The 12,184-nt window shown below is 68.3% G+C and carries 8 protein-coding genes; 2 read left to right on the top strand and 6 right to left on the bottom strand.

Going from position 1 to position 12,184, the window contains the following annotated elements; genetic code table 11:
- The first annotated feature begins 616 nt into the window (after window positions 1-616).
- Window positions 617-2,518 (top strand): HNH endonuclease signature motif containing protein, encoded by a 1,902-nt coding sequence (locus tag OHB24_RS34065; RefSeq protein WP_327635001.1) that lies wholly within the window; start codon window positions 617-619, stop codon window positions 2,516-2,518.
- A gap of 139 nt (window positions 2,519-2,657) precedes the next feature.
- On the opposite strand, the gene OHB24_RS34060 is transcribed toward OHB24_RS34065, so the two are convergent.
- A complete protein-coding gene (locus OHB24_RS34060) occupies window positions 2,658-3,524 on the bottom strand; it encodes a DinB family protein (protein ID WP_327635000.1) in 867 nt (288 codons plus the stop codon).
- Between the two features lie 64 nt (window positions 3,525-3,588).
- On the opposite strand from OHB24_RS34060, the gene OHB24_RS34055 reads away from it, so the two are divergent.
- The gene (locus OHB24_RS34055) at window positions 3,589-4,530 is read left to right on the top strand and encodes a helix-turn-helix transcriptional regulator (RefSeq protein ID WP_327634999.1); all 942 of its coding nucleotides are present in this window, start codon (window positions 3,589-3,591) and stop codon (window positions 4,528-4,530) included.
- Here the strand turns inward: OHB24_RS34055 and hrpA are convergent.
- From hrpA to OHB24_RS34030, 5 genes are all read right to left on the bottom strand, one after another.
- Window positions 4,527-8,438 carry an ATP-dependent RNA helicase HrpA gene (hrpA, locus tag OHB24_RS34050; RefSeq protein WP_327634998.1) on the bottom strand — a complete coding sequence of 1,304 codons (3,912 nt, stop codon included), beginning with the start codon at window positions 8,436-8,438 and terminating at the stop codon, window positions 4,527-4,529. The genes OHB24_RS34055 and hrpA overlap by 4 nt on opposite strands.
- A gap of 174 nt (window positions 8,439-8,612) precedes the next feature.
- Window positions 8,613-9,017, bottom strand: a complete 405-nt coding sequence (locus OHB24_RS34045; protein ID WP_327634997.1) for a universal stress protein — start codon at window positions 9,015-9,017, stop codon at window positions 8,613-8,615.
- A 15-nt stretch (window positions 9,018-9,032) separates the two neighbouring features.
- Complete coding sequence (locus OHB24_RS34040; protein ID WP_327634996.1) at window positions 9,033-10,595, bottom strand: tripartite tricarboxylate transporter permease; 1,563 nt, start codon at window positions 10,593-10,595, stop codon at window positions 9,033-9,035.
- Window positions 10,592-11,101, bottom strand: a complete 510-nt coding sequence (locus OHB24_RS34035) for a tripartite tricarboxylate transporter TctB family protein (RefSeq protein ID WP_327634995.1) — start codon at window positions 11,099-11,101, stop codon at window positions 10,592-10,594. Before OHB24_RS34035 ends, OHB24_RS34040 begins: the two co-directional genes overlap by 4 nt.
- Window positions 11,098-12,111 carry a Bug family tripartite tricarboxylate transporter substrate binding protein gene (locus OHB24_RS34030; protein WP_327634994.1) on the bottom strand — a complete coding sequence of 338 codons (1,014 nt, stop codon included), beginning with the start codon at window positions 12,109-12,111 and terminating at the stop codon, window positions 11,098-11,100. The genes OHB24_RS34035 and OHB24_RS34030 overlap by 4 nt, the downstream gene beginning before the upstream one ends.
- Window positions 12,112-12,184: the final 73 nt, after the last annotated feature.

Raw genomic sequence — 12,184 nt, 5'->3', positions numbered from 1 at the left:
GTGCCAGGGCCGGGCGCATTCAACGAACGGGATCGCCGGGTCGCGGCGATACCGGTGTCAGGCAACCGACTCGGCTTGCGGCTTTCGTTCAGCCGACGAAGGCGACTGTGTTGCCGTCTAGCTCCCGTAGCCCGCCTCGAGCTGGCGCATGCGGCTACCGACCGAGTAGTTGCGGTCGCGGTGCCGGCGCGGGAGTTGCTTGGCCTGCTTCTTGTACGTTTCGAGTATGGGCATGGCGTCCCTCCCAGGGTTGAGCTGGAGTAGGTGGGCCTTGCCCTTTCGGCGTCTTGCGCCGTTGCGCCCCGACTGGAGACTGAGCTCGCGCTTTCTCATGAATTTAGCACGGACGATCGCCTCGCAGTCCCCCCACCGCACGGCTGGGCCACTGGACCAGTCGACTGCGCCGGTGTCGAAGAACGTGCCAATTGATCCCCGTGCCCGTCTCGCGATCACGCAGTGGTCTCCCGATGCACCCAGCGGCACGACCTACGTCGGCAACGGCAGACCCGGTGGACCGCGCCCAAACCAGACCGAAACGTCACCGATGTCCTGAGACATCACAGGGCCGCGGGGACATCGATTTGGTTCAATCGAACAGGTGTTCTAATATGTGTACATGAGAGGGATGCCGATCACTCAGTTCGGCGGTGACCGCCAGGTCCCCGCCGAACTGTCAGCGCCCACTTCAGGCGGAGTGGGCGCGCGGTCTGCGTGGAGCGTCTGGGATGACGTGCCGCCGGACGACGACTACGTCCCGGACGACCTGGTCTACCCGACTGATCCCGAGGTCCCCGACGGTCCGGCGGTGATCAGTGAGCAGGACCAGTTGGACGCCGAGCTGGACGAGTTACTGGGTTGGAACCGGTACTCGCGGGTGGACGAGTTCGAGTGGCAGGAGTGGGACGGTGTCGAACAGGACGCCGCCGAGCGGGAGATGCTGCGCCGGGAGGCGCCGGCCTGGGTGTTCCTGCCGCCCGGCGGTGCGCTGGCAGCCGCGCTGGAGGGGACCCGGCCGGAGGCGATGTCGCCGATGGCGTTGATCGAGTTGATGAAGGCCGCGGACCGGCTGATCAGCTTCGGCGAGGCGATCAAGACCAGCGCGACGGCGTCGTTCGTCCGGCAGCGTCGCGCCGAGCATCGCGAGTCGCCCCGCCCGACCCAGCTCGATTCGAAGGGCCGCCCGGTCGACCCGGAGCGGTCCTGGAACGGCGAGATCGCGCTGGCGCTCGGGTTGTCGCCGGACACGGTCGGACGGCGGGTGGAGACGGCCTTGCGTCTGACCTCGATATTGTCGGCGACTCATCTGGGCTTGCGGTGTGGGGCGCTGACCTGGGGTAAGGCGCTGGCGATCTCCGAGGCCACCAGCACTCTGCCCGATGAGGCGGCGCGGGCGGTGGAGGCGCATGTGCTGAAACGTGCCGCCAAGCAGACCCATCGGAACCTGTTGGAGTCGTTGCGCCGCCAGGTCGCCAAACACACCACCGTGCAAGCGGCCGAGGATCACCGCGCCGCGGTGGCCGAGCGGACCTGCAAGGTCGTCCCGCTGGCCAACGGTATGGCCGGGTTGTGGATTGTGCACAGCGCCGACAAGATCCAGCGAATGTGGGTCACCATCCAAGCCATGGCCACCCTCGCCAAACGCGGCACCCCCACCGCCGCCCCCGCTCCGCTCGGCGCGCCGATGGCTTCCGGGCTGCGGGCCGGCGCGCCAGGATCCCCGGACGTCAGACCCGATCCGAATCCGGGCACCACCCCCGACGACATCGCCGTCACCGGCAGCGCCCCTAGTGCGGATGCCGGTGCGTGCGCGAACGCGAGTGCTGCTGCGGATGCCGGTGCGGATGCCGGTGCGGAGAAGGACGTCCGCACCGCCGAGCAGCGCCGCGCCGACGCGGCCGCGGATCTGTTCGAGCACATCCTGCGCAACGGGCTGGACTGGCTCGGCCGGCGCCTGCCCGACCAGCACCGCCGCCGCCCCCACATCGAGGTCGTCGTCCCAGCCTCGACCCTGCTCGGCCTCGACGATGACCCTGCCGAACTCACCGGCTACGGACCCATCCCCGCCGACATGGCCCGCCGTATCGCCGCCGACGGCACCTGGCGCCGGCTCCTCACCGACCCCGTCAACGGCACTGTCCTCGAGGCCTCCACCACCCGCCACGACCCGGGGGTGCTGGTCACCGAAACCCTGCTCGCCCGCCACCCGGTGTGTGCCTGGCCCGGCTGTAACCGCACCTCCCGTGAATGCGACCGCGACCACGCCACCCCGTTCGCACAATCTGGGCAGACAACTCTGACCGGACTCGTGCCGTACTGCGAGTACCACCACGTCATCAAGGACACCAAAGCGTGGGGATGGAAAACCACCGCTCACCCTGACGGCTCCGTCACCCTCACGACCCCTAGCGGTCATCGGTACACCACCGTCCCACCCGCCCGTGGCCCGATCACCCAGCAACCCGACGCCAATCCCACCGCTGGCCCCCGGCAGGTAGCTCACGACCCGCCACCGTTCTGAAAGCAGAAGGCACACCATTACCTGCGCCGGCCCGAGGAACCACGCAGAGCTGTCAACGCCCCAGCACGCCTGAGACCAGCACGCCTCAGACCAGCACGACTGCCGGTGTGTCGGTGGTCACCGCACTGGGCCGCCGCTCCTAATGGGCCTCGGGCCCTGATCGGACCGTCGCGAGGTAGTCGGCAACGTCTGCCTGCTTGAACCATTGCGCCCATCCACGTACGTCCGCGTGGAACTGCACATCGGTCAGTGACAGGTCCGCGCCACGCTCGACCAGGAACCGGAGTGTGTCCAGCGAGCCGGTGCCTGCGGCCAGATGGGCTGCGGTCGCGCCGTCCGGGGTCCGTTCGTTGACGCTGAAGCCCAGGTCGGCGAGCGTCGGGATGAGCTCCCAGCGCTGCGCGGCGGCTGCCTCGGCGAGGAGTGCGGGGCGGTCGGCCGGTGTGAGCTCACCCGCAAGGGCAGCCGCGAACGGGTCTTCGGCGTGCGCACCGCGGTAGAAGTCGCGGACGGTGCCCACCTCGGCGCCGTGGTGGATCAGCTCGTCGAGGATGTGCAGCGCGAACGAGGTGCCGTCGTTGTCGGCGTACGGGCCCGCGATCTCGCCCATCGGCCGGTCGAGGTCCTCCTGGTTGAGCGCGGCGAGGCGCCGACGCCAGATCTCGTACGCGTGATCCAGTGCCTCAAGAGCAGCCTCGGCAGACCCCGGGACCGCGGGCTCATCGTCCGTGGCAACAGGTTCGTGCCCGAACCAGGTCGCCGTACGTTCGGCCTGCAACAGGTCGGCGATGTGCGTGATCCGCCAGGCCAGAGTGGTGAACGGCGGGGGAGCGGGCGGTATCCAGGCCCAGTCGGCGGCGTACCCGTCGTCGGCCTTGTGAACCGACCAGCAGCCGTCGAACGGCTCCCAGAAGTACTCCGCGTCGGTCAAACCTTCGACCCGGTCCCGCAGTCGTTGCCAAGCGAAGTCCGACAGGTCCAGCAGGTTCTGCGTGAGCGTCGTCATGTGATCACCGTAGGACGACCTGCGGACAGGGTCGGTCCGCAGGTCGAGGCAGAATAGACGCACGATGGATACCGCGGCCCGGCTGCTCCGTTTGCTGTCCTTGCTCCACTCGCGCCCTCAATGGGACGGCGCCGAGTTGGCGGCGAGGCTCGACATCACGCGTCGCACCGTACGGCGTGATGTGACGCGGCTGCGCTCGCTCGGCTACCCGATCGACGCCACGGCCGGGATCGGCGGTGGTTACCGGCTCGGCCCCGGCGGACGGCTGCCGCCGCTGCTGCTCGAGGATTCCGAAGCTGTGGCCATCGCGGTCGGCCTGCGTGTCGCGACGACCACGACGGTGACCGGAGTCGAGGAGGCCGCGATCTCCGCGCTCGCCAAACTCCATCAAGTACTACCCGTGCGGCTGCGCGAGCAGATTGCCGCGATCGGGGCGCACACCACGCAATTCCCGCAAGGCGAGCTGCCGGCGGTGGACGGCGACGTGCTGGTTACGCTGGCGGCCGGCTGCCGGCACGTCGAAGGGATCCGGTTCCGCTATCGCACCCATGACGGCAGCGAGTCAGAGCGCAGTGTCGAGCCGTTGCAGATCGTGCACACCGGTCGGCGCTGGTACCTGGTCGCCCGCGACCGCGACCGGCAGGCTTGGCGCACCTTCCGGGTCGACCGCATCGAGGAGCCGGTGCTCACCGGCTCCCGATACCGCTTCGACGACCCGCCGGACCCGGTCGCACTCGTTGCCGAGGGCACCGGAGTGGCGCCGTGGGACATCGTCGCCCGCATCCGTGTCCAGGCCTCCGCCGAGACCGTGACCAAGGCGATTCCGCCAGGCCAAGGCGTGGTCGAGCCGATCGACGCGGTCACCTGCGAGCTGCGCTTCGCCGCCAACGAGCTGGGACCCCTCGTCGCCCAGGTCACCCGCGTCTACTGGCCGTTCGAAATCCTCGACCCACCCGAACTCCGTGCCGCCGTCCACGAACACGCGCGCCGGCTGCTCGACTCCTAGCTGTCGGCCAAGGCTTTGCGGATGCGTTTCTCTGAGACCGGGTAGGGCGTGCCGAGGGTTTGGGCGAAGAGGCTGATGCGGAGTTCCTCGAGCATCCACCGGACCTCGAGTAGTTCGGGGCTCGGGTACTTGCCGGTCGGCACCGCGCGGAGTCTCTTGCGGTACTCGTCGGTGAGCATGTCGACGACGGCCATGCCGGAGCGGTCGCGCGCTGCGTTGGCCCCGAGCTTGTCCAGCCGCTGCTCCATGCCGCGCAGGTACCGCACCAGATCGGGCAGTCGTTTCGCGCCGGTCTCCGTGATGAACCCTGGATGCACAAGCCCTTCGAGTTGGCCGCGGACATCCGAGAGGGCAGCGAGCAACGCGGGGCTGGCGGCGCGGGAGATCTGCTTGTCCACGGTCCGCGCATGCCCGAGCACCTGCTCGACCTGCTGCAGGATCGTCAGCACGGTGTCCGCGAGATCCGACCGTACGGCGTCCCGCAGGATCGAGAACGCGGTCAGGTTCCACGCCGGCCCGCCCGCCGCCGCCATCAGCTGATCGACGGCCGCCGCGATCGCATCGTCGAGCAGCTCGCCGACGTTGCGATGCGGACCCGCCATCAACGTCATCTTCTGCTGGTTGCTCAGATTCCGCTGTACGACGTCGATCACCGACGGCATCGTCAGCAGCAGAAGCCGCCGCGTACCCGCCCACATCGCCGCGGCCTGATCACGTTCGGTCTCCTGCAGACGGATCGCGACGCTCTTGCCCTCGTCGACGAGCGCCGGGTATCCCGCGACCGTCAGCCCGTTGCGGTGTTCGGAGAAGCTGCGGGGGAGATCGCCGAGCGTCCAGTCGGTCAGCCCGGCCTTCTCGAGACCGCTGACCGCCTTCGACGCGACCTGCGAGATCGCGGCCTTCGTCTTCGGCTTCAGCTTCTCCTTCAGCTTGGCGAGATCCTTGCCCTCGGCCACGGTCTTGCGCTTGTCGTCCTCGACCCGGAACGTCAGCCGCAGGTGCTCGGGCACCCGGGTCCAGTCCCAGTCCTCCGTCTCGATCACGACACCGCGAAGGTCCCGCAGGGCGCGCGCCATCGCGTCGGTGAGCGGTCCGGACGCCGGGTCGAGCTCGGGGAGGATCTGCCGCGCGTGGTCGGGCGCCGGCACGATGTTCCGCCGTACCGCCTTCGGAAGTGACTTGATCAGCGTCGTGACCAGCTCCTCGCGGAAGCCGGGAACGCTCCACTCGAAGCCGTCCGCGGTCACCTGGTTCAGCACGAGCAGCGGAATGTGCACAGTCACGCCGTCGGCGTCCGTGCCGGGCTCGAAGGCGTAGGTCAGGTCGAACGTCATCCCGTTCTGCGTCCAGCGCAGCGGGAACTCGTCCTCCTTGACGTCCGCGCCTTCGCGGACGATCAGCGAACGTTCGAAGTCGAGCAGGTCGGCGTCGCGCTGCCGTGCCGTCTTCCACCACGTGTCGAAGTGCCGTCCGGTGACGACCTCTGGGCCGAGCCGCTCGTCGTAGAACGCGAACAGCGTCTCGTCGTCGACCAGCAGGTCGCGCCGCCGGGTGCGCTCCTCGAGCTCCTCGACCTCTTCGATCAGCTTGCGGTTCTCGTGGAAGAACTTGTGGTGGGTGTCCCAGTCGCCCTCGACCAGCGCGTGCCGGATGAACAGCTCGCGCGACACCTCCGGGTCGACCTTCCCGTAGTTCACCTTGCGCCGGGCGACGATCGGTACGCCGTACAGCGTGACCTTCTCGTACGCCATCACGGCGCCGGCCTTACGTTCCCAGTGCGGCTCGGAGTACGAGCGCTTGATCAGGTGCGGGGCGAGATCCTCGGCCCACTCCGGCTCGATCTTCGCGTTCACCCGCGCCCACAGCTTCGACGTCTCGACCAGCTCGGCGGCCATCACGAACTGCGGCGGCTTCTTGAACAGCCCCGAGCCGGGGAAGATCGCGAACTTCGTACCGCGCGCGCCGAGGTACTGGTGCTGGTTGGCGGGGTCCTTCATCCCGAGGTGGCTGAGCAGACCGGACATCAGCGCGATGTGCACGCTCTGCGGATCGGCCGGCTCGCCGCTGTTGAGCTTCACACCGATCTGGGACGCGACCTGACGCAGCTGGGCGAAGATGTCCTGCCACTCGCGGACCCGGAGATAGTTCAGGTACTCGCTGCGGCACATCCGGCGGAACTGGTTGCCGGACAGTTCCTTCTGCTGCTTCTTCAGATAGCCCCAGAGGTTCAGGTACCCGAGGAAGTCGCTGTTCGGGTCGCGGAACCGGGCGTGCGCCTGCTGGGCCTGCGCCTCGGCGTCGGTCGGGCGTTCGCGCGGGTCCTGGATCGAGAGTGCGGCCGCGATCACCATGACCTCGCGGACACAGGCGTGCTTGTCGGCCTCGACGATCATCCGGGCCAGCCGCGGATCCAGCGGGATCTGCGCGAGCTGCCGGCCGATCGGGGTCAGCCGGCCGCCCTTCGGTGTGTCGATCGCCCCGAGCTCGGTGAGCAGTTGCAGGCCGTCGGTGATGCTGCGCTTGTCGGGTTCGTCGATGAACGGGAACGCGGCGATGTCGCCGAGCCCGATCGCGGTCATCTGCAGGATGACGGAGGCGAGGTTGGTACGCAGGATCTCCGGCTCGGTGAACTCCGGGCGGTTGTCGAAGTCCTCCTCGGAGTACAGGCGGATGCAGATACCGTCGCTGGTCCGGCCGCTGCGGCCCTTGCGCTGGTTGGCGCTGGCCTGCGACACCGGCTCGATCGGCAGGTGCTGGACCTTGGTGCGGTGGCTGTAGCGCGAGATGCGCGCCGTACCGGGGTCGATCACGTACTTGATGCCGGGGACGGTCAGCGAGGTCTCGGCGACGTTCGTGGCGAGCACGATCCGGCGGTTGGCGTGCGGCTGGAAGACCCGGTGCTGCTCCGCGTTCGAGAGCCGCGCGTAGAGGGGGAGGATCTCGGTCGTACGCCGTTCGCCGCGGAACTTGTCGTTCAGCGCGTCGGCGGTGTCGCGGATCTCGCGCTCACCGGACAGGAAGACCAGGACGTCGCCGTCCGCCTCGTACTCGAGCTCGTCGACGGCGTCCAGGATCGCCTGGGTCTGGTCGCGGTCGATCGTGCGCGGGTCCTCGGGGTCGTTGACCGGGCGGTACCGCACCTCGACCGGGTAGGTCCGGCCGGACACCTCGACGATCGGCGCCGGAGTGCCGTCGGCGGCCGCGAAGTGCGCCGCGAACCGCTCCGGGTCGATGGTCGCCGAGGTGATGATCACCTTGAGGTCGGGGCGGCGGGGGAGGAGGCGTTCGAGGTAGCCGAGGATGAAGTCGATGTTCAGGCTGCGCTCGTGCGCCTCGTCGATGATGAGGGTGTCGTACCGCGTCAGGTCACGGTCGCGCTGCAGCTCGTTCAGCAGGATGCCGTCGGTCATCAGCTTGACCAGAGAGCGCTCGCTGACCTTGTCGGTGAACCGTACGGCGAAACCGATCGTCTCACCGAGCTCGGTGCCGAGTTCTTCCGCGATCCGCTCCGCGACGGTCCGCGCGGCGAGCCGGCGGGGCTGGGTGTGGCCGATCATGCCGTGCACGCCGCGGCCGAGCTCGAGGCAGATCTTCGGGATCTGAGTGGTCTTCCCGGACCCGGTCTCGCCCGCGACGACCACGACCTGGTGGTCCCGGATCGCGGCGGCGATCTCGTCCTTCAGCTGACTGACCGGCAGCTCTTCCGGGTACGTGATCTCCGGTACGGCGTTCCTCCGCACCTCCACGCGCCGCTCGGCCTGCTCGACGGCCGCGGCCACCCCCTGCAGCTCGGCGGCCCGCTTGCGAGCATCCGTTGTACGCCGGACCCGCTCGAGCCGGCGCCCCAGATGCTCCCGGTCGTAAGCCGTCAGATCTTCCAGCCGAGCCGCGACCTCGCTGAGGTTCACGTCGGCGACAGGAGTCTCATCGGAGGACGGCTTCCGCCCACCACGCCGCCGCGACGGACGACGCCGCTTCGCTGGGTCCTGGGTGGGAGCTGGGGATGGACTCGTGGACTCGGTCCGGGCATCAGGCATAACCAGCCCAGTTTAGGCGCCCCACCCCAGCACCTCACCCGGATTTCAGTCGTGGGGTGACTGGACCTTGACGGCGAGGACCGGGACGGGGGATTCGAGGAGGACTCGTTGGGCGGTGCTGCCGAGGATGAGTTTGCCGACCGGGCTGCGGCGGCGGAGGCCGAGGACGATCAGGCCGACGTCGTCGGCGGCGGCTGCCTTCAGGAGTGCGCCGGCCACGTCGCCCTCGGAAACCGCCTGCTGGATCGTCACCTCGACGCCGTGCTCGCGCAGCTTGGCCTCGGCGGCCGCCAACTCGTCGGCGTTGGCGTAGCGGGCGTCGATGTAGGCGTCGCCGCGGCTCGTGTTCAGCAGTAGGATCGAGGCCCCGCGCAGCTCGGCCTCGACCGCCGCGGCGGTCAGCGCCGCCTCACCCTCGGGCGTTGGTACGTATCCGACGAGAATCTTCACAGCCCCACTCTCCCATCAATCGTCCTCGCCGAAGGACAGGCGGTCGCGGGTGGGTTGGGTACCGCGGATGCGGGCGACGATCCGCGGCAGGTACGGGACGAACAGCGCGAGCACCGTCAGCGCGATGATCACGGCGCTCAGCGGGCGGGTGATGAACACGCTCGCGTCGCCGTTCGAGATCACCAGCGACCGGCGGAACTGCTCCTCCATCGTCGGCCCGAGGATCACGCCGAGGATCACCGGCGCGATCGGGAAGTCGAGCTTCCGCATGAAGAACCCGGCCACACCGATCAGGAGCGCCATCAGCACCTCGTAGCCGGAGCCGGACAGCGAGTACACACCGAGGCACGCGAAGACCAGAATTCCGGAGTACAGCAAGGGACGGGGGACCTTGAGGACCTGGACCCAGATCTGGATCAGCGGCAGGTTCATGATCAGCAGGATCAGGTTCCCGATGTACAGCGACGCGATGAGAGTCCAGACCAGCGTGCTCTGGTCCTCGAACAGCTGCGGCCCCGGCTGCACGTTGAAGATCTGGAACGCCGCGAGCATCACCGCGGCCGTCGCCGACGTGGGCAGACCGAGCGTCAGCAGCGGTACGAGTACACCCGAGAACGACGCGTTGTTCGCCGCCTCCGGTCCCGCCACCCCCTCGATCGCGCCGTCACCGAACTCGTCGCGGCCCTTCTTGCGCGCCTGCCGCCGCTCGATCGAGTACGACAGGAACGTCGGTACTTCGGCGCCGCCGGACGGGATCGCCCCGAACGGGAACCCGAGCGCGGTGCCCCGCAGCCACGGCTTCCACGACCGTCCCCAGTCCGACCTGGTCAGGTACCCGGTCCGCAGCCGGCCCTTCTCCAGTACGGCGGGACGCTCCGGAGTGGACCGCAGCTTCGACGCCACGTGCAACGTCTCGCCGATCGCGAACAACCCGACGATCACGATCACCACGTCGATCCCGTCGAGCAGCCGCAGCGTGCCGAACGTGTACCGCGGCGCACCGGACAGGCTGTCGAGACCGATCAGCCCGATGAACAGCCCGACCACCAGCGACAGCAGCCCGCGAACCAGCGAGTGCCCGACGAGCGCGGTCACCGCGACCATCGCGAGCAGCGTGATCGCGAAGTAGTCGGTCGCCTGGAAATGGCTCGCCAGGCTCCCGATCGGCTTCGCGACGAACGTCAGCAGCACGGTCGAGATCGTCCCGGCCACGAACGACCCGATCGCCGCGGTCGCCAGCGCCGCCCGGGCCCGGCCCTTGAGCGCCATCTTGTGACCCTCGATCGCGGTCGCCACCGAGGCCGACTCACCGGGGGTGTTGATCAGGATCGACGTGGTCGAACCGCCGTACATCGCGCCGTAGTAGATCCCGGCGAACATGATGAAGGCGCCGATCGGGTCGGAGAAGTTGAACGTGATCGGCAGCAGCAGCGCGATCGTCAGCGCGGGGCCGATGCCGGGCAGGATGCCGACGAGCATGCCGAGGGTGACGCCGAGGACGGCCCACAGCAGGTTCATCGGGTCGAGCACGGTGCCGAAGCCGTGCAGGAGGTCACCGAAAACACTCAAGCCGATCACAGGCCCAGCACCCCTCCCGGCAACGAGATGTCGAGGAACTGCGTGAACGCGATGTACACGACAACAGTGAGTACGACGGCCACCACGATGTCCCGCACCAACTGGCGGCTACCGAGCACCCGGGCCGCCGCGAAGAACAGCAACGCAGTGGCAATGAGATAGCCGAGCGGGACGACGAGCAGCGCATACAGCACCAGAAGTGCGGAGACCGCGACCGGCTCGAACCAGCTGCGATCGGTTGCGCGGGCGGTCCTCGGCGACCGGAGTCCTTCGATCAGGTAGGCGATCGACAGCACCAGCCACGCGGACGTCACGAGCAGCGGGAAGAACCGCGGACCGGCTGGGTCGAAGCCCTTGGGGCTGCGGATGTCGAACACGCCCACCAGGAACGTCACGCTCAACACGATCAGCACGAGCGCGGCGATGATCCGCACCAGCCGCGAAGCCTCGACCTCGACATCCGAAGCTTTGACTGCTTCTTCGACTGCTTCCTCAGAAGTGCTCACAGGATTCCCAGCTCCTTCTCCAGGGCCTGGACGCGGGTGGTTTCCTCGGCGATGAACTTGGTGGCGTCGTCACCGGTCTTGAAGAAGTCGGTCCAGCCGTTCTTCTTCCGGATCTCGGCCCACTCGGGCGACTGGTTCACCTTCGTCACGAAGTCGATCAGCCGTTGCCGGTCCGCGGCCGGTACGTCGGGCGGTGCGACGATCGCGCGCCAGTTCTGCACCTCGGCGTCGTACCCCTCGGACTTCATCGTCGGGAGCTGCTTGCCGTTGAGTGTGACCGGCTCGGTGCCGGAGGTGGCGAGGACGCGCATCTTCCCGGCGGTGATCTGCTCCTCGAACTCACTCAGCCCGGAGATGCCCACCGTCACGTCGCCGGACAGGATCGCCGCGGTCGCCTCGCCGCCGCCGGAGTAGCTGATGTACTTGACCTTCGACGGGTCCGCACCGGCCGCCTTCACCAGCGTGCCCGCGGTGATGTGGTCGGTGCCGCCGATCGTTCCGCCGCCCCAGCTCACCTTCGACGGGTCGGCCTTGTACATCTCGACCAGGTCCTTGAGGGACTTCAGCGGCGAGTCCGACTTCACCACCAGCACCTCCTGCTCCGCGGTGAGCGTCGCGATCGGCGTGGTGTCGGAGACGGTGATCTCGGACTGGTTCAGCGTCAGCGCGCCGACCATCACCAGGCCGGTGATCATCAGCGTGTGCGGGTCCTTGCGGTTCTTCGTGACCAGCTTGGAGATGCCGACCGCGCCGCCGGCGCCGGTCACGTTCACCACGGAGACCGCTCTCTCGCCGAGCAGCTTCTTCTCCTGGACCACGTGCTGGAACTGCCGGGCGGTCAGGTCCCAACCACCACCAGGCGCGGCGGGGACCATAATCTCGACGTTGCGGCTCGGGAAGTCGCCGGCGACGCTGCCGCCGTCGAGCGTCTTCTCCAGGGCCGAGCAGCCGCTGACGAGCAGACTGATCGTGAGACCCGCGGCGACCAGCACCGTTCTGGGTCGCGACATGAGCAGCTACCTCCTGAGGGCGAGGGATCACTGCGGGCGACCGTAGCAGCATTCCACCAGGAGGTACAGAGAT

The organism is Kribbella sp. NBC_00482 (genome assembly GCF_036013725.1).
Taxonomy (GTDB): domain Bacteria; phylum Actinomycetota; class Actinomycetes; order Propionibacteriales; family Kribbellaceae; genus Kribbella.
This window is presented reverse-complemented; position numbering and strand designations above follow the sequence as displayed.